This is a genomic window from Paenibacillus amylolyticus (assembly GCF_001570725.1).
GTDB lineage: Bacteria > Bacillota > Bacilli > Paenibacillales > Paenibacillaceae > Paenibacillus > Paenibacillus amylolyticus_A.
Genome location: NZ_BCNV01000001.1, coordinates 3,402,197 through 3,420,613, shown reverse-complemented (window position 1 = coordinate 3,420,613; position 18,417 = coordinate 3,402,197). Strand labels below are relative to the sequence as shown.

The 18,417-nt window shown below is 47.0% G+C and carries 18 protein-coding genes and 1 other annotated feature; of the genes, 17 read left to right on the top strand and 1 reads right to left on the bottom strand.

The window, feature by feature from the left end; genetic code table 11:
• The first annotated feature begins 168 nt into the window (after nucleotides 1-168).
• The 14 genes from ftsA to PAHA3_RS15120 all read left to right on the top strand — a co-directional run bounded on the left by ftsA (nucleotide 169) and on the right by PAHA3_RS15120 (nucleotide 14,586).
• Nucleotides 169-1,452 carry a cell division protein FtsA gene (gene ftsA / locus PAHA3_RS15185; protein ID WP_062835452.1) on the top strand — a complete coding sequence of 428 codons (1,284 nt, stop codon included), beginning with the start codon at nucleotides 169-171 and terminating at the stop codon, nucleotides 1,450-1,452.
• A gap of 150 nt (nucleotides 1,453-1,602) precedes the next feature.
• On the top strand, nucleotides 1,603-2,718 hold the full coding sequence (ftsZ, locus tag PAHA3_RS15180; RefSeq protein WP_017687306.1) for a cell division protein FtsZ: 1,116 nt from the start codon (nucleotides 1,603-1,605) through the stop codon (nucleotides 2,716-2,718).
• Nucleotides 2,719-2,979: 261 nt separating this feature from the next.
• On the top strand, nucleotides 2,980-3,960 hold the full coding sequence (spoIIGA, locus tag PAHA3_RS15175) for a sigma-E processing peptidase SpoIIGA (RefSeq protein ID WP_062835451.1): 981 nt from the start codon (nucleotides 2,980-2,982) through the stop codon (nucleotides 3,958-3,960).
• 11 nt (nucleotides 3,961-3,971) lie between these two features.
• Nucleotides 3,972-4,694: an RNA polymerase sporulation sigma factor SigE gene (gene sigE / locus PAHA3_RS15170; RefSeq protein ID WP_017687308.1), complete on the top strand. Its 723-nt coding sequence runs from the start codon at nucleotides 3,972-3,974 to the stop codon at nucleotides 4,692-4,694.
• Nucleotides 4,695-4,805: 111 nt separating this feature from the next.
• Nucleotides 4,806-5,588 (top strand): RNA polymerase sporulation sigma factor SigG, encoded by a 783-nt coding sequence (gene sigG / locus PAHA3_RS15165; RefSeq protein ID WP_017687309.1) that lies wholly within the window; start codon nucleotides 4,806-4,808, stop codon nucleotides 5,586-5,588.
• A 173-nt stretch (nucleotides 5,589-5,761) separates the two neighbouring features.
• The gene (locus PAHA3_RS15160; RefSeq protein ID WP_062835450.1) at nucleotides 5,762-6,154 is read left to right on the top strand and encodes a YlmC/YmxH family sporulation protein; all 393 of its coding nucleotides are present in this window, start codon (nucleotides 5,762-5,764) and stop codon (nucleotides 6,152-6,154) included.
• Between the two features lie 51 nt (nucleotides 6,155-6,205).
• Nucleotides 6,206-7,105 carry a peptidoglycan editing factor PgeF gene (gene pgeF / locus PAHA3_RS15155; protein ID WP_062835449.1) on the top strand — a complete coding sequence of 300 codons (900 nt, stop codon included), beginning with the start codon at nucleotides 6,206-6,208 and terminating at the stop codon, nucleotides 7,103-7,105.
• 6 nt (nucleotides 7,106-7,111) lie between these two features.
• Entirely contained in the window at nucleotides 7,112-7,813 is a 702-nt protein-coding gene (locus tag PAHA3_RS15150) for a YggS family pyridoxal phosphate-dependent enzyme (RefSeq protein ID WP_062835448.1), read from the top strand.
• A complete protein-coding gene (locus tag PAHA3_RS15145; RefSeq protein ID WP_062835447.1) occupies nucleotides 7,804-8,271 on the top strand; it encodes a cell division protein SepF in 468 nt (155 codons plus the stop codon). The genes PAHA3_RS15150 and PAHA3_RS15145 overlap by 10 nt, the downstream gene beginning before the upstream one ends.
• 7 nt (nucleotides 8,272-8,278) lie before the next feature.
• Nucleotides 8,279-8,548 (top strand): YggT family protein, encoded by a 270-nt coding sequence (locus tag PAHA3_RS15140; RefSeq protein ID WP_371327913.1) that lies wholly within the window; start codon nucleotides 8,279-8,281, stop codon nucleotides 8,546-8,548.
• Nucleotides 8,549-8,748: 200 nt separating this feature from the next.
• Nucleotides 8,749-9,531, top strand: coding sequence for a YlmH family RNA-binding protein (locus PAHA3_RS15135; protein ID WP_062835446.1), 783 nt, complete (start codon nucleotides 8,749-8,751; stop codon nucleotides 9,529-9,531).
• 147 nt (nucleotides 9,532-9,678) lie between these two features.
• Nucleotides 9,679-10,188 carry a DivIVA domain-containing protein gene (locus tag PAHA3_RS15130; protein ID WP_062835445.1) on the top strand — a complete coding sequence of 170 codons (510 nt, stop codon included), beginning with the start codon at nucleotides 9,679-9,681 and terminating at the stop codon, nucleotides 10,186-10,188.
• A gap of 57 nt (nucleotides 10,189-10,245) precedes the next feature.
• Nucleotides 10,246-10,538 (top strand) — a binding site (T-box leader).
• Between the two features lie 427 nt (nucleotides 10,539-10,965).
• Nucleotides 10,966-14,064, top strand: a complete 3,099-nt coding sequence (gene ileS, locus PAHA3_RS15125) for an isoleucine--tRNA ligase (RefSeq protein WP_062835444.1) — start codon at nucleotides 10,966-10,968, stop codon at nucleotides 14,062-14,064.
• Nucleotides 14,065-14,229: 165 nt separating this feature from the next.
• Nucleotides 14,230-14,586 (top strand): DUF5665 domain-containing protein, encoded by a 357-nt coding sequence (locus tag PAHA3_RS15120; protein ID WP_062835443.1) that lies wholly within the window; start codon nucleotides 14,230-14,232, stop codon nucleotides 14,584-14,586.
• A 38-nt stretch (nucleotides 14,587-14,624) separates the two neighbouring features.
• Here the strand turns inward: PAHA3_RS15120 and PAHA3_RS15115 are convergent, their stop codons facing one another.
• Nucleotides 14,625-15,356, bottom strand: coding sequence for a TraR/DksA C4-type zinc finger protein (locus PAHA3_RS15115; RefSeq protein ID WP_062835442.1), 732 nt, complete (start codon nucleotides 15,354-15,356; stop codon nucleotides 14,625-14,627).
• 220 nt (nucleotides 15,357-15,576) lie between these two features.
• Between PAHA3_RS15115 and lspA the strand changes: the two genes are divergently transcribed.
• The 3 genes from lspA (at nucleotide 15,577) to PAHA3_RS15100 (ending at nucleotide 18,390) form a co-directional block, all read left to right on the top strand.
• Entirely contained in the window at nucleotides 15,577-16,071 is a 495-nt protein-coding gene (lspA, locus tag PAHA3_RS15110) for a signal peptidase II (protein WP_062835441.1), read from the top strand.
• Nucleotides 16,064-17,026 carry an RluA family pseudouridine synthase gene (locus PAHA3_RS15105; RefSeq protein WP_371327912.1) on the top strand — a complete coding sequence of 321 codons (963 nt, stop codon included), beginning with the start codon at nucleotides 16,064-16,066 and terminating at the stop codon, nucleotides 17,024-17,026. Before lspA ends, PAHA3_RS15105 begins: the two co-directional genes overlap by 8 nt.
• 110 nt (nucleotides 17,027-17,136) lie before the next feature.
• Complete coding sequence (locus PAHA3_RS15100) at nucleotides 17,137-18,390, top strand: LL-diaminopimelate aminotransferase (RefSeq protein ID WP_036674844.1); 1,254 nt, start codon at nucleotides 17,137-17,139, stop codon at nucleotides 18,388-18,390.
• Nucleotides 18,391-18,417: the final 27 nt, after the last annotated feature.

Below are 18,417 nucleotides of genomic sequence, written 5' to 3'. Positions count from 1 at the left end.
ATGAGTTGCCTCCTTCTTTTTTCTTCAAGGTTTTATGTCTCGCAACCAGATTTTGACACCCAAAAACATTGTAGAAAAAAGAGGGAAAGCCTGAAGTGTGTTGAATATGTTTTAAGAGTGTTTAAACCCGAACGTATCTTACTATTGGAGTCAGGAGGTGCCACAGACTTGAGCAACAATGACATCATTGTTAGTTTGGACATCGGTACATCCAAAATTCGCGCTATTATTGGGGAAATTAATAATGGAACCTTTAATATTATAGGAGTTGGATCTGCCGACTCGGAGGGAATTCGCAAAGGTGTAATCGTAGATATCGATCAGACGGTGCAATCGATTCGCAACGCAGTGGATCATGCAGAACGTATGGTAGGTATTCAAATATCCGAAGTGTATGTTGGAATCTCAGGAAATCATATCGGACTGATGAGCAGTCACGGCGTCGTGGCTGTGTCTAACGAGGATCGTGAGATCGGAGAAGAAGACATGGAGCGGGTGTTGAAAGCAGCCGAAGTGATTGCAGTTCCGCCGGAACGGGAAATTATTGATGTTGTCGCCAAGCAATATGTTGTAGATGGCTTGGAGGGCATACAGGACCCCCGTGGTATGATTGGTGTTCGTCTGGAAGTTGAAGCAACGATCATTACGGGTGCAAAAACCGCGATACATAATCTTTTGCGCTGCGTGGAAAAAGCGGGTCTGAAAGTAAGCGATCTGGTTCTCATGTCGCTTGGAGCGGGTCAACTGGCTTTGTCCAAAGATGAAAAAACGATGGGTTCCGTTCTTGTTGATATTGGGGCAGGTGCAACAACCATCGCCATTTTTGAAGAAGACAGTCTTGTCGCAACATCAACGTTGCCTATTGGCGGGGAGTTTGTAACGAATGATATCGCCTATGGCCTACGCACATTAACCGATCAAGCGGAGAAAGTGAAACTGAAATATGGCTGCGCCTGGTTGGATGATGCTGCTGCGGATGTTATGTTCAAAGTAACCCGAATCGGCAGTAATGTAGACAAGGAATTTTCACAGGAGGATCTGGCGGCTATTATTGAACCTCGGGTTCAGGAAATATTCCAGATGATCTCTCAAGAAGTGAAACGCCTTGGTTACAACGAGCTTCCTGGAGGTTATATACTAACGGGAGGTACGGTCTCTATGCCGGGGGTTCTGCAGGTCGCTCAGCATGAGCTTGCTGCTTCGGTACGAGTTGCAGTTCCGGATTATATTGGTGTGCGTGACCCTGGTTTCACAAGCGGAGTCGGCATATTGCACAGTGTAATTCGCAGTTTGCGTATTCGTCCCTCGATCAATAACGGCGGTGGAAATAACAACAATAATAATAACAACAAGAAACCGACCAACCGTCCGAAGCCGAATGCGGCACAGGAATCGGAGCAAAAACCCGGTCTGTTCGAACGGCTGAAGAATATGTTCAGTGAATTTATATAACAGGTTGGATCCATTTCATACATTCTTGAAGCCGTCTGAATGCGCCGGTACTAAAATAAACGCTTTCGTTCGTCGATATATGAAATTGATTCGGTTCAAATCAAAAATTGGACGGGCCATCCATGCACATTGAGGGGGAGATGGAATAATATGTTGGAATTTGATTTCGAGATGGAGAGCTTGGCTCAAATTAAAGTCATCGGTGTAGGCGGCGGCGGAAGCAATGCAGTCAACCGTATGATTGAAAATGGTGTACAAGGTGTTGAATTTATTACGGTGAATACGGATGCTCAGGCGTTACACCTGGCGAAATCCGAGCATAAATTGCAAATCGGTGATAAATTGACTCGTGGTCTTGGGGCGGGTGCCAACCCGGATGTAGGTAAAAAAGCAGCGGAAGAATCTCGCGATCTGATCATGAATACGTTGAAAGGTGCAGATATGGTATTTGTTACAGCCGGTATGGGCGGCGGTACAGGTACAGGTGCGGCTCCGGTTATTGCCGAAATCGCTAAAGAGTGTGGTGCACTTACCGTTGGTGTCGTGACTCGTCCATTTACATTCGAAGGACGCAAGCGTTCCAGCCATGCAGAGCAAGGTATTGAAGCTCTCAAAGAAAAAGTCGACACACTGATCGTGATTCCTAATGATCGTTTGCTCGAAATCGTAGACAAAAAGACTCCGATGCTTGAAGCATTCCGTCAAGCGGATAACGTACTTCGTCAAGCTGTACAAGGTATCTCTGATTTGATCGCTGTACCGGGTCTGATCAACCTTGACTTTGCTGACGTCAAAACGATTATGCATGAACGTGGTTCTGCGCTTATGGGAATTGGTGAATCAACTGGTGAGAATCGTGCCGCAGAAGCAGCGCGGAAAGCCATTATGAGTCCTTTGCTTGAAACTTCTATTGAAGGTGCTCGCGGCGTAATCATGAACATTACGGGTGGCGTTAATCTGTCCCTGTATGAAGTGAACGAAGCGGCAGAGATCGTAACGTCTGCTTCCGACCCGGAAGTGAATATGATCTTTGGTGCCATCATTGACGAAGACCTGAAAGAGGAGATTAAGGTTACGGTTATTGCAACCGGTTTTGAAGATAAACCTGCTCCACCACCACCAGGACGTAAGCCAGCTCCAGCAACAGCGGAGACAACGGATACGCGTTCGCCGAACCTGCGTCCTTTCGGAAATCAGCCGAGCAATGATCAGCTGGATATTCCGACATTTTTACGCAATCGTTCACGCAATAATAACAACGATTAATACACATTTCGATTTATCTAAAACCCGGTGCTCCTGATGGAGTGACCGGGTTTTTCTGTTTTTTTAGATATCATAGCATACAGCATTGAATAAATTCTGAACAACGGGCCTGAGCAATTCCGACAAAAAAAGTTGGAAACACACCCCCATGATTAGACAGACTTTGAACAGGGGGCTCCGTATACTTGTGAATATGCTCAGGAATATCGGAATACCGGGATACTGATATTTCGATATGTTACGCGCAGGCAGGTGAAGAGTTTGATTGTGTATGTGGATCTTATTTTTTTGACAAACCTGTGTATTGACGGTGCACTCATCGGACTGACCGCCTGGATGCGCAAAACAAAGCTGGTCTGGTGGAGATGGTTGCTATCAGCCATTGTGGGCGCATTATACGTGGTCATGATGTTTGTACCGGAGTTTGATTTTATGTTCACCTTTTTGATCAAGTTCGGGTTCTCGCTGGTCATGCTTACAATTGCTTTTGGTTTTAAGGGTTTGCAGGCTTTTGCGAGGACGCTCGGTACCTTCTATGTGATTAATTTTGTCGCTGCCGGAGGTATTCTGGGTGTGCATTACATGCTTCAGAGCTCCGGAGAGCTGTTTAACGGCATTTGGTTCACAGCTTCAGGCGGCATGTCGTTTGATCTGAAGATTGCCTTCTGGTTCACGTTTATCGTATTTTTCGCTGTCCTGTTATTATTCAAAGCTGTGCAAAGCTCGAAACGTAAAACGGATCGCATGACGACCTATTTGGGCAAAGTTGAGGTCTGCATCGATGAGGTAGTCATTTCTTGTACAGGCCTTCTGGATACGGGCAATCAACTCACAGATCCCTTATCGCGCATGCCGGTCATGGTGATGGAGGTTTCGTTATGGCAAGACATGCTGCCGGCTTCATGGAAGGGCAGACTCAAGGACGAGGCGCCGGACAACCTTATTATGGAGCTTGATCAGGAAAGTTTTCAGTGGCAGGATCGACTGCGGCTTGTGCCCTATCGGGGCATTAACAAAGGGACTGCGTTTATGCTGGCGATGAAACCGGACCGGGTGAAGGTAACGATGGAGGAAACATGTTATGAGACGACAAGGGTATTAATTGGGCTGGATGGAGGTGTGTTGTCGTCGGATGGGAAATACCAGGCCGTGATTCATCCTGAACTTGTGCAAGACGCTGCTTCTGCGCAGTCTACGGCTCTCTCTGCGGGAGCAACAGAAAAGCCGCTGAATGTGGTATAGGAGGAACGTACATGCTTGTGAAATGGAAACTGGTGGCGCAGCTGCAATATTACCGTCTGTTATTTTTGTTGGGGCTCAAAAGTGAAGAGATTTATTATATTGGGGGAAGTGAGGCGCTTCCGCCACCATTGACACGTGAAGAGGAAGAATTTTTACTGCAAAAATTATCCTCGGGAGACTCGGCTATTCGCGCGATGCTCATTGAGCGCAACCTGCGTCTGGTGGTATACATCGCACGAAAATTTGAGAATACAGGAATCAATATTGAAGATCTGGTCTCCATTGGAGCAATCGGATTGATTAAGGCAGTCAATACATTTGACCCCGAAAAGAAAATCAAACTGGCAACATATGCTTCCCGTTGCATCGAAAATGAAATTTTGATGTACCTTCGACGCAATAGTAAGATCCGAACTGAAGTTTCTTTTGACGAACCGCTCAACATTGATTGGGATGGAAATGAACTATTATTATCCGATGTACTGGGTACAGAAAACGATACAATCTATCGGAATATTGAAGAGCAGGTAGACCGGAAGCTTTTGCACAAAGCACTGGAAAAATTAACGGAGCGCGAGCGAATGATTATGGAGCTTCGTTTTGGCTTGACGGATGGGGAAGAAAAGACTCAAAAAGATGTGGCGGATCTACTTGGAATCTCCCAATCCTACATCTCTCGACTCGAAAAAAGAATCATTAAAAGACTCCGCAAGGAGTTCAATAAAATGGTCTGAAATACATCGCTGGTCAGAATGGGTATTACTGGCAAGGATGCCAAGTACGAATAAAAAAGCCTGCCCCGGAGATAATGTACATTAATGTTTCTCCTTGGGAGGTAAATCACGATGACCCGAAACAAAGTCGAGATTTGTGGCGTGGACACCGCAAAATTGCCTGTCCTCACCAACACTGAAATGCGGGAATTGTTTCATTCCCTTCAGCAACACCATGATCGCTCAGCAAGAGAGAAATTAGTGAATGGCAACCTGCGTCTGGTACTCAGTGTCATTCAGCGTTTTAACAATCGGGGGGAGTTTGTCGATGATCTGTTCCAGGTTGGTTGCATCGGCCTGATGAAAGCCATTGATAATTTTGATTTATCCCAGAATGTCAAATTTTCAACCTACGCGGTGCCGATGATTATCGGTGAAATCCGTCGATACCTGCGTGATAATAACCCGATTCGGGTATCTCGCTCCTTGAGGGACATTGCTTACAAAGCACTTCAGGTCCGTGACAGCCTGACGAATAAAAATTCCCGGGAACCGACGATATTCGAAATTGCGGAAGTACTGAATGTGCCGAAGGAAGATGTTGTTTTTGCATTGGACGCCATTCAGGATCCGGTCTCGCTCTTCGAACCGATCTATCATGATGGTGGAGATCCGATCTATGTCATGGATCAGATCAGTGATGACAGAAACAAGGATGTGTCGTGGATCGAGGAAATAGCGCTCCGGGAAGCAATGCATCGTCTTGGTCAGCGGGAAAAAATGATTCTGTCGATGCGGTTTTTCGAAGGAAAAACCCAGATGGAAGTGGCTGATGAAATTGGCATTTCTCAGGCTCAGGTATCACGTCTGGAGAAATCAGCGATACAGCAGATGCAAAAACATGTAAAGTCGTAACACGATGCAAGGGCAGGAGGACGATCAATCGGGGCAATGTATACCGTTGGTCGTCTTTTTGCTTTGGTCCTTTCCACATTCGATGAAAAACAGGACATTTTTCGCCCCTGAAACATATATTGTATAGAAGCGTGAGGAACGGGCAGAAGAGGACTAACAGGGGGCGGAAATGAATGAAAGTAAATACGAGCGAAGTAGCGGCACGAGGAATGAAAATCTCTGACTTTCAGACAAAGGATGTTATTAACATTACGGATGGTAAACGTCTGGGGCAGATCAGTGACCTGGAGCTTGATCTGAAGCAGGGACGAATTGAAGCGATTGTTGTACCAGGGTATAGCCGTTTTATGGGGCTCTTTGGCGGGGGAACGGATCTGGTGATTCCCTGGAGAAATATTGTAAAGATTGGTTCAGATGTGATTTTGGTTAAGATGGATGAAGTAAAGGAGAATACGTATGATGAGCGTGATCGGGAAGCACGTCTGTATGATGAACAGCAACATAACCGTACAGAACGTGTGGAACGCCTTGAGCGTTCGGAACGTAATCAGCGTCGAACGATATAAATGAGACAGAATGTGGCTCATTTGGTACACTGGAAGTGGTGAGGTGAGAGAATGGAACCCTTTGTATTGAATAAGGAATTACTTGAACGGACAGAGAATCCTAACTCAGATTTCGGTTCTGACCCGTTATTATTATATGTTGAGCCTTGGAGACAGCAGTTTGAAAAGTTGACGGTCGGGTTTACGACAAGACATGGTGGAGTCGGCAATGCTCCCTATGCTACGCTCAATTGTGCTTATCATGTGGGGGATGATCAGGAAGTTGTACTTAACAATCGCAGGCTTGTAACCGAGAAGCTTGGCTTTGCAGCAGAAGCATGGACCTGTGGAGAGCAGGTGCATGGCAAACATGTGGCTGTAATTACCGCTGAAGATCGGAGCAGAGGATTACTTGATCGTCACTCTGCGCTGCAGGATACGGATGGATTGGTCACGAATGTGCCCGGGGTGCTGCTGACTTCTTTCTATGCAGACTGTGTTCCACTTTATTTCTACGACCCTGTACAGCAGGCTGTTGGCCTTGCTCATGCGGGCTGGAAAGGTACAGTCGCGGGTATAGCTGTATCCATGGTGGAGACGATGGAACGGGAGTATGGAAGCCGTAGACAGGATATCCGGGCTGCTATCGGTCCGTCCATTGGGGATTGCTGTTATGAAGTGGATGAGGCGGTTATGCAGCATGTGCGGGTTTGGTTTGAGGATTCCCCGGTTAATGATAAATACGAGGATTCTGCTTCTAAACAAGCATATCGACCCGTGAATAACGGCAAAACGATGTTAAACTTGAAAGAATGTAATCGACACATTATGATGAAAGCAGGAATAATGCCGGATCATATCGAATGTACAACATGGTGTACAAGTTGTCATCCCGAACTATTTTTCTCCTATCGGAAGGAAAATGGGATTACAGGGCGGATGGCGAGCTGGATTGGGCTGGAAGAGAGGTGACCCTCTGTGTCTTTGGAGGAGCGTATACAACAGGTGAATCAGAAGATTGAAGATGCATGTCGGCGCAGTAACCGTCAACGTGATGATGTGAACGTGATTGCGGTCACGAAGTACGTCTCACTTGAAACAACGGGATCGGTGCTGGAGCATGGTCTTGAGCATATTGGAGAAAATCGGTGGCAGGATGCACAGGCCAAATGGGAAGCATTTGGTCAACAGGGCACCTGGCACTTTATCGGTCATTTGCAGACGAACAAGGTGAAAGACGTGATAGGCAAGTTTCGTTACATACATTCACTGGATCGTTTGTCATTGGCGAAGGAGTTGGATAAGAAAGCAGCTTCACTTGGCATCCAGGTGGAAACGTTTTTGCAGGTGAATATTTCGGGTGAAGAGAGCAAGTATGGTTTACAGCCTGAACAGGCAAGTTCATTTTTGCGTGATATTCGTTCGTTCAACAATCTCAAGGTCGTCGGCCTGATGACCATGGCACCTCATGAGGAAAATCCGGAGCTGACGCGTCCCGTATTTCGTGGATTGCGTGAGCTGAGAGATCAACTGAATGGACAAGCCCTTACAGCAGAACCATTGACTGAACTGTCGATGGGGATGTCCAATGATTTTGAAGTGGCCATTGAAGAAGGGGCAACCTGGGTACGGCTAGGATCGATTCTCGTAGGAAAAGAGGAGGGTTCACGATGGGCGTAATGAATAAATTTATGAATTTCCTCGGACTTCAGGAAGAGGAAGAGATTGTGGAACGTGAACGGATGGCTGCGCAGGAGGAAAATGAACCTGAACAGCAGGAAGCTGAAACCTCCAGTCTCGATAAACGTAGAAACCAAAGGGGGAATAATGTGGTGAGCATTCATTCCCAGAAAAATGTTAAAGTTGTCCTGTATGAACCACGTTCTTATGACGAGGCTCAGGAAATTGCCGACCATCTGCGTTCGCATCGTACCGTTGTGGTGAACTTGCAACGAATACGTCAGGACCAAGCGCTGCGCGTTATTGATTTTTTGAGTGGCACAGTATACGCATTGGGTGGCGGTATTTCCAAAATCGGCGGAAACATTTTTCTCTGTACGCCAGATACGGTTGAAATTCAGGGCTCAATTACGGAAATACTGGCTGACAGCGAGCAAGATTATAACAGAATGAGGTGAGCCACTTTTGTATCAGATTGAAAGCGTGTTGTACACGTTATACCAGATTTACTTTTACATGGTCATTGTCTACATATTGATGTCTTGGCTTCCCAATGCGCGGGAAAGCTTCATCGGTGAATGGATAGGCAAATTTGTGGAGCCTTACCTAAGACCTTTCCGTCGATTTATCCCGCCTTTGTTCGGAGTGCTGGATATTTCCCCAATTGTGGCGCTGATCGTTCTACAACTCGCGCTTAATGGATTGATCTCCATACTTCGGTATTTTGTATATTAGAGGTTGTTCAAAAAAGTCCGCTTTTGATTACGAAGGATGCCTAGTGGCATCGTCAGCATCGAATATGGAATTCAGCCGAAATGTCCGTTGCTCACGTAGTTTTCTCTACGCTCCGCTACTCCATTTCTAGCTTTATCCCATCTTCTCGGTACTGAAAACCGGTCTTTTTGAACACGGACTATTAGGGTAGGGTGACATAGATGAGCGGTGAAATTTACGAACATTTTAGCCATGATGAGCGGGATTTCGTAGATAAAGCTTCGGATTGGGTTGAGCGGGCAGGCAAGTATCATGATATGAAGCTAACTGACTTTCTTGACCCAAGACAGGTTTTTATTTTACAAACTCTTGCCAATCGACGTAATGATGTTCAGATTCGTCTGGATGGTGGTTACGAGGCTGCTGAGCGCAAGCGTGCGTTGGTTGCACCTGATTATATGTATCTGGATGATGAGGATATGGGTATGCAGGTGCTAAGTATCACGTCTGATAATCAGAAAATCTCGGAGCTGGAGCATGGGGACTACATGGGTTCCCTGCTCGGGCTTGGGATGAAACGTGGAAAGATCGGGGATATCCAAGTGCTGGAGGACGGTTGCCATACAGTGGTGGCGGCGGAAACCGGCGCTTTTTTATCGCTTCAACTGAATCAGGTGCATCGGTTACATGTGTTCACGGAGTTGCTTCCTTTGGATCAGATGCGATGGTCAGAGAGTAAACTGGAGACGATGGACATTACGGTCGCTTCGCTTCGTTTGGATGGAATCTGTGCAGATGTGTATCGGCTTAGTCGCAGTAAAGTGCTGGTGCCGATCAAAGCTGGTCGCTGCCGTGTGAACTGGAAAGTTGAGGAAGACCCCTCCAAATCGCTAAAAGCGGGTGATGTCGTATCCATACAGGGATTTGGCCGTTTCAAGGTTATGGAACAGGATGGGATGACTAAAAAAGGGCGTTGCCGAGTGAAAATCGGCAAATTTGCCTGATTCTGTTGCAGGAAAATTGGCTTTCTTGTCGAAATGTTTATCATAAAGGTGTAAAAATTACGAGGTGTATCCGATATACATTAAGTCAAAGCTTTATGCTGCAAACCTTCTCTGGACGGGAAGGAACTTTTACAGGAGGTGGACAGCATGCCATTAACGCCGCTGGACATACACAACAAGGAATTTTCCCGACGTTTGCGCGGGTATGACGAGGATGAAGTCAATGAATTCCTGGATCAAGTCATCAAAGATTACGAAGGCGTCATTCGCGAGAACAAAGAGCTGAGCAATCAGTTGCTGTCCGTTCAGGAAAAGCTGGATCATTTTGCCACGATTGAAGAAACGCTTAGCAAAACGATCATCATTGCGCAGGAAGCTGCTGATGATGTGAAGAATAATGCGAAGAAAGAAGCGCAGTTGATCGTGAAGGAAGCAGAGAAAAATGCAGACCGGATCGTGAACGAATCGTTGGGCAAATCACGTAAAATTGCTTTGGAAGTGGAAGAACTGAAAAAGCAGGCATCGATTTATCGTGCCCGTTTCCGCACGCTTGTTGAAGCGCAGCTTGAACTGTTGACTCAGGATGGTTGGGAAGTGCTTGAGAGCCGGGAGCAGGAAGTGCGTGACCGTGAGCGGGAGATGAAAGAAATTTATTAGTCTGTCGCCTGGTTGACTTTTGTCTGCAAAGAGGCTATAACTATATTCATAATGAATAGTGATTCCATGACGGGTTCAGTACGTTATGATCTCATCCCTCAGAGAGTTGGTGGTTGGTGCAAACCAATGGATGAGTTATAGCCGAATATCTCCCCGGAGAAGTGACGCTGAAGCGGTGATCGTGGTTGCCGTGTGTAAGCCGAACCGTAAGCCGTACGTTATAACGGCACCCTGCGGTAGTATAGCGGGGCATAAGCGCTGTTGATGACAGAGCATACCCAGGCTTGCCTGGATGTGGTTTGTGATGAACAGAATTAGGGTGGTATCGCGAGTATAGCCTCGTCCCTTTCCAGGGACGGGGCTTTTTTGTGTCCAAAAAAGGCGAACGCCCATGAGGCCCGAAGGGACCTCAAGGGGAGAGCCGCCCGCCGGGGAAGCAAAGCGCCCGGCACACGGGTTTCGCTAAGGCGAACGCCCATGAGGGCCGCAGGGACCTCAAGGAGAGAGCCCACCCGCCGGGAGAGCGAAGCGCCCGGCAACACCCGCCTCGCGGTAAGGCCATGCGGCGTTCACGCAGGGAACAGCCGCAAAATGGCCGCCACTACGCACATAAACCCTCGCCCATAAGCGCGCCACCGATCCCCAACGACAACCCATCCCGGGTGTCCAGAGGGCGGAGCGCCTATGGGGTCCCCCTTGGCAAGGGGGATTTAGGGGGATTGAAACGCTTTTTGTGGACGGTCCACAATCTAACCAAAGAAAGGGAAGATAATCATCATGCAACGAGTTGACGTCAAAGAGAAGGCACGCGCCAGAGAATTACGTGTGTTAGATAAGTGGAAAACGGAGAATACATTCAAACGATCCATCGAAAACCGGGAGGGCAAGCCAAACTTCGTATTTTATGAAGGGCCGCCTACAGCGAACGGAAAACCGCATATCGGTCACGTACTGGGACGCGTAATCAAGGATTTCGTTGGACGGTATAACACGATGAAGGGTTACCGTGTCGTTCGTAAAGCGGGCTGGGATACACATGGTCTGCCTGTAGAACTTGGTGTGCAGAAGAAGCTCGGCATCTCCCACAAGTGGGAAATCGAAGATTACGGCGTGGAGAAATTCATTAACGAATGTAAAGCGAGCGTATTCGAATATGAGCAACAATGGCGTGATCTGACCGAAGGTATCGGATATTGGACGGATATGGATAACCCGTATATCACCCTTGATAACAACTACATCGAGAGTGTATGGAACATCCTGGCGACGATCCACGAGAAAGGACTGCTGTATCGGGGTCACCGTGTGAGCCCGTATTGTCCTTCTTGTCAGACGACACTGAGTTCCCATGAAGTTGCACAAGGGTACAAAGACGTCAAAGACTTGAGTGCTACAGCGAAATTCAAACTGAATGACAGCGGTGAGTTTGTACTCGCTTGGACGACAACACCTTGGACACTGCCTTCACACGTTGCACTTGCGGTGAATCCTGATATGGACTATTCTCGTGTTCGTCAAGGTGATGAAGTGTACATCATGGCAACCAATCTGGTTGAGAAAGTCATGAAAGATGCCAAAGGTGAGTATGAGATCATTGGAGCACTGAAAGGTGCCGACCTCGTCGGCAAAACGTATGATCCTCCGTTCAACTACGTACAGGCTGAGAAAGCCAACATCATCCTGGGTGCAGGCTTTGTAACGGATGCAAGTGGTACTGGTATCGTACACATGGCTCCTGCCCATGGTGAAGATGACTATCGTGTATGCCGTGAGAATGGAATCAGCTTTGTGAACATGGTGGACCTGGAAGGTAAATTTGTGGCTGAGGTTACTGATTTTGCCGGACGTTTCGTGAAGGATTGTGATATTGATATCGTGAGATATCTTTCCGAGAATGGACGGTTGTTCAGCAAAGAAAAATATGAGCACAGCTATCCATTCTGCTGGCGTTGTGATACACCGCTTCTGTACTATGCAATGGACAGCTGGTTTATCCAAACGACAGCCATCAAGGACCAACTGATTGCTAACAATAGTGAAGTGGATTGGTACCCGGGTCATGTTCGTGAAGGTCGCTTCGGGAAGTTCCTTGAGGATCTGGTGGATTGGAACATCAGCCGTGATCGTTATTGGGGAACACCGCTGAACATTTGGGTGTGTGAGGAGACTGGCGAACAATTTGCTCCACACAGCATTGCTGAATTGCGTGCTCGTGCGGTAGGCGACGTGCCTGAGAATCTTGAATTGCATAAACCATATGTGGATGACGTTAAAGTCATGAGCTCTTGTGGCAAATATGAAATGAAACGTACACCGGAAGTAATCGATGTCTGGTTCGACAGCGGCTCCATGCCGTTTGCCCAGCAACACTATCCGTTTGAAAATAAAGAAGTATTTGAACAGCAATATCCTGCAGATATGATCTGTGAGGGGATTGACCAGACACGTGGCTGGTTCTACAGCTTGCTGGCGGTTTCTACCCTTTTGACAGGCAAAGCGCCTTACAAAGCGGTTATGGCTACAGGTCACGTTCTCGACGAGAACGGACAGAAGATGTCCAAATCCAAAGGTAACGTTATCGATCCTTGGGAAGTAATTGAAGAATACGGTACTGATGCATTCCGCTGGGCTTTGTTGTCTGACAGTGCACCGTGGAACAGCAAACGTTTCTCCAAAGGCATCGTAGGCGAAGCCAAATCCAAAATGGTGGATACGCTGGTCAACACCCATGCATTCCTGACACTTTACGCCACCATTGATGGATTTGATCCACAGGAGCACCCGTTCCAACTGTCCGCACACAAGCTGGATCGCTGGATTCTGTCGAGACTGAACAGTCTGATTCTGGTTGTGGAAAAAGCGCTGTTGGTTAATGACTATCTGAACTCTTCCAAAGCGATTGAAGCATTTGTCGATGAGTTGAGTAACTGGTATATCCGTCGTTCCCGTGACCGTTTCTGGGGAAGTGGCCTGACAGAGGATAAACTGGATGCTTACCGTACGTTGACTGAGGTACTGGTGACTACTGCGAAGCTGGTTGCTCCGTTCACACCGATGCTGGCAGAAGACATCTATCTGAACCTTTCAACAGGTGAGAGTGTGCACATGGAAGACTATCCGGTAGCGAATGAAGCGCTGATTGATGCAGGACTGGAACAGGATATGGAGACGGCTCGCCGCGTGGTCGAACTTGCTCGTAACGTTCGTAACGAAACAGGCATCAAGACACGTCAGCCGCTGTCCGAATTGATCGTTTCTCTGGATAAAGGCTTTGACCTGGCAAGTTACGAAGAGATCATCAAGGAAGAGATCAATGTAAAAGGAATTCGTACGGAGCATAACGATGCAGAATTCGTTGACTTTACATTGAAGCTGAACCTGAAGGTCGCAGGTAAGAAATACGGTAAAAACGTAGGATTCCTGCAAAACTTCTTCAAGGGAATGTCGGCCGATGAGACGCGTAAAGTGGTTTCGGAGAGTGTGCTGAACATCGTTTCTCCTGAAGGCGAAGAGCTGCAAGTGACGAGCGAAGAATTATTGGTTGATAAACAGGCCAAGTCAGGTTTTGCTTCAGCATCAGGTTACGGTCTGACGGTGGCGCTCAATACCGAAATCACGCCAGCATTGGAACAGGAAGGCTGGGTTCGTGAAGTGGTTCGTGCTGTGCAGGATACCCGGAAACGACTGGACTTGCCGATTGAGAAAAGAGTACGTTTGACGCTGGATGTGGATGTATCCCTTCAGGAAGCTATTCAGGCGTTTGATGATGTATTGCGTGAAAATGTTCTCGTAACCGAAGTTACATTCGGCTCGAATGAGTCCATGGAACGTGTTGAAGCCGGAGGCAAATCGATCGGTATTTACATCGAAGCGTAATTCGAAGTATGTAACATTCAATATTTACAGAATATAGCGTATAAACAAACGAGCCGCAGAGGCAGGGACATATTCCCTGGTTCTGGGCTCGTTTGTTTTTCAGGCAAAAGGGCAATGATTTTATAGTGCAGTCAATCTATATTGATCAAAGGAACTGACCAAAACATGAGCGAACAAGACAAGCAATCCGCATCCACTTCACCATCAACATCAGATGATCTGAATTCACATGACAAAATCGAAGAGCTACATGCCCTGACTAATCGTCTGGCTAATGAACTGGAACGTTCCCGCATTGCGCAATACACGGAATTGCTGAACAGGCCATGGAAACTGATCGGATTGAACCTGTTGTCTGGAGCCGCAAGAGGTGTAGGGATCGCAATTGGGTTTACCTTTTTCGCAGCAACGATCATTTATGTTTTACAGCTGCTTGGGGCGCTCAATCTTCCTATTGTTGGAGACTACATCGCTGATATTGTGCGCATTGTGCAGCGTCAGCTAGATATGAACACCTACTAAGCGATTAAGTGGAAAAAGCAAATGATATCAAAATGCAATTAATACGTGTCATCCATATCCGGTTCTAACAGACCATCGCCTTCACGGTTTTCCAGGTACTGGCGATATTGTCGATTACGCACGATGGAGACGTCATGACCGTAGATATCCGTTGCTACAAAGCTTTCGTACGCTTCAACGCAGCCTTCCACTTCATCTGTGGCTTCAATGGCCATAACGTCATAGCTGTCGATATCACGTCCTTCAGCCATCGCTGGCGAATTCGATGTACCCCAGCTCTCAACGATCTGCCAGGTGTCCTCACCATCGAAGCCATTTTGGTCATTCCGTTCATCCAGACTCGTTCGGCCAAATGCCGGGGCAAGGAATTCTTCCTCTACAGGGCGGTTTTCAGAGACGACGGTTTCCGGCTGATGTTTTTTGCAATATTTCGTGTAGGGAACAGCTTCCATGCGTTCATAAGGGATGGGTTGCTGGCAGACTGCACATGTACCATAATGCCCTTCTTCGATGGAGTGCAGTGCAGAATCGATACGCTCCAATTGGAATTCATCGTGTTCCAGCAGGGAAATATCCTTCTCGCGTTCATACACCTCGGTGGCGATGTCACCAGGATGGTTATCAATCGGTGATAATTCACCTGTCTGTAGCTTGAGGGAGTCTCCAAGGCCATAATGTTCGTTCTCCGACAGTCTATGTTCAATATCGCGCTTATCACTTATCAGTTGGGAACGTAAAAATTGCAGTTGTTTAGCAGTAAAATGTGACATGGTTTTCCCCTTTCTGCTTTCGTCTGGAATCCGGATTTTAACTCTATTGTAGGATGTGCCATTAAGGGCTAGATTACAGAAGGGAAATGTTATCGTTTTTGCCATGAGGATTGCGATGTAGCGCGTCGTGGACGATTTCCAAACAGCTGTGCTACAATAAACAAGTCTGGCGTAAGCCTGGTATCGTTTGGAAAAGACAAGAACGGAGTGACAAACAAACGTGGTGTATTATATCCTCGCTTTTATCGTATTTCTATTGGATCAGGGAACCAAGTTCCTGATTGCAACCCGGATGGAACTCAGAGAAGAAATTCCGGTTATCGGCAATTTCTTTGTCATCACATCACATCGTAACTCAGGTGCAGCTTTTGGCATTCTGCAAGACCAGCGTTGGTTCTTTATTGTGGTTACGGTGATTGTGGTCGTTGCCTTGATTTGGTATTTGCAAAAGGTAAAAGATACCCCGCACAAATTGCTGCCTGTGGCACTTAGCTTGGTGCTCGGTGGAGCAATTGGCAACTTCCTTGACCGGGCACTGACCGGAGAAGTTGTAGATTTTGTACAGCTTAATTTCGGAAGTTACACGTTCCCCATTTTCAACATCGCCGACTCGGCAATCTGCATCGGTGTAGCGTTGATCATTGTGGAGACGTTGCTTGAAGGACGGCGCGAAAAAGCAGCCGCTAAGATTGAAGGGAATGAACATCATGAGTAACCCGAATGAGGAACAGATTAACGATGAAGAACTAATGAATGGCAATGAGCGTATGGAATGGACCGTTGCCGCTGAACATAAGAAAGAACGAATCGATAAATATATTACGGAAGCTGTGGATAATGTATCTCGCTCCCAAGTTCAATTGTGGATTGGAGACGGATTAGTTACGGTAAATGGCGCTGTCGTCAAAGCCAATGCCAAGTTATCCGAAGGTGATCTGATTGAACTACAGATTCCTGAACCGGCTGCCGTCGAGATCATTGCCGAAGATATTCCGCTGGAAGTGGTATATGAAGATAGCGATTTGATCGTAATCAATAAACAGCGTGGCCTTGTCGTGCATCCTGCACCAGGACATACGTCTGGCACACTCGTCAATGCGCTCATGTACCACTGTAAAGACCTTTCGGGTATCAATGGAGAGTTGCGCCCGGGTATTGTGCATCGCATCGATAAGGATACGTCCGGCCTAATTATGGCTGCTAAGAATGATCGTGCGCATGCATCACTGGCTGCTCAGTTGAAGGACCATACGGTGAACAGACGGTATATCGCGCTCGTTCATGGTCATCTTAACCATGATCAAGGGACCGTTGATGCACCGATTGGACGTGATACCAATGACCGCAAAATGTATACAGTCACGGATCGCAACAGTAAACATGCCGTTACGCATTTTACCGTTACAGAGCGCATCAATGACTATACCTTGCTGGAGTTGAAACTGGAGACAGGACGTACCCACCAGATCCGGGTTCATATGAAATTTATCGGTCACCCACTTGTAGGAGATCCAACTTATGGACGGAATAAAGGCATCAAAATGCAAGGACAGGCTCTTCATGCGGCCATTCTTGGATTTGTGCATCCAACAACGGGAGAATACCTTGAATTTTCAGCTCCGATTCCGCAAGATATGGAAGACGTGCTTGCTTCGCTACGCAGTCGTTAACAGCTCCAAGAAAGTACAAATGTTCGGATACTTTGTCCATGGCTTTGATCACGCAAATGCTTCATATTAAAGTGTAGAAATTTGCGTCAAATGAGGAGATGAACAACGTTATGAGTATCGATAAATATCAAGAAACTTACATTCAGACTAATTTTGCCGACCGTATCGGTGGCTCCAACTATGGTAAAGACACGAACATTTATAAATTCGAGAAAATCAAACGTGCCAAAGCTTCGGCCAAAAAAGATTTTCCCGATGTGGAACTGATCGACCTTGGTGTAGGTGAACCAGACGAGATGGCGGATGCAGGTATTGTAGCTGCACTTGCAGAAGAAGCTTCCAGACCTGAGAACCGTGGTTATGCCGATAACGGTATTCCTGAATTCAAGGCTGCTGCTGCTTCCTACCTGAAAAACGTATTTAACGTAGAAGGCATCGATGCAGATACTGAAATCGTACACTCCATTGGTTCCAAACCGGCTTTGGCGATGATGCCTTCATGCTTCATCAATCCAGGTGATGTGACCATCATGACCGTTCCAGGTTATCCGGTTATGGGTACACATACCAAGTACCTGGGTGGAGAAGTGTTCAACATTCAATTGACGAAAGAGAACAACTTCCTGCCTGATCTGACGGCTATTCCGGAAGACATCGCAAAACGTGCGAAATTGCTCTACCTGAACTATCCGAACAACCCTACAGGCGCAAGTGCGACAGTGGAGTTCTTTACTGAAGTGGTGGAGTGGGCGAAGAAATACAACGTAGTTGTTGTCCATGATGCTCCTTATGCGGCATTGACGTATGATGGCAAAAAACCGTTCAGCTTCCTGTCGGTACCTGGTGCGAAGGATGTCGGCGTAGAGCTGCACTCTCTGTCCAAGTCCTACAACATGACAGGATGGAGAATCGGGTTCGTAGCCGGTAACCCGCTTGTAGTGAAAGCATTCAGCGACGTGAAGGACAACAATGACTCCGGTCAGTTCATCGCGATTCAGAAAGCAGCTGCTTATGGATTGAATCACCCTGAGATCACGGAAAAAATTGCTGAGAAATATTCTCGTCGTCACGACATGCTCGTTGCCGCATTGAACGAACTGGGCTTCCAGGCTGAAAAACCTAAAGGTTCCTTCTTCCTGTATGTTGAAGCACCAAAAGGTGTGGTTGGCGGACGTCGATTCGAATCCGGCGAAGATTTCTCCCAATTCCTGATCCGTGAGAAATTGATCTCGTCCGTACCTTGGGATGATGCGGGTAACTTTGTTCGTTTCTCCGTTACCTTTGAAGCTAAGGGTGAAGAGGAAGAGAAACGTGTTATCGCTGAGATCAAACGTCGTCTGAGCGATGTGCAATTCGAATTTTAATTGAATTACCCAATAATTAAATTATGT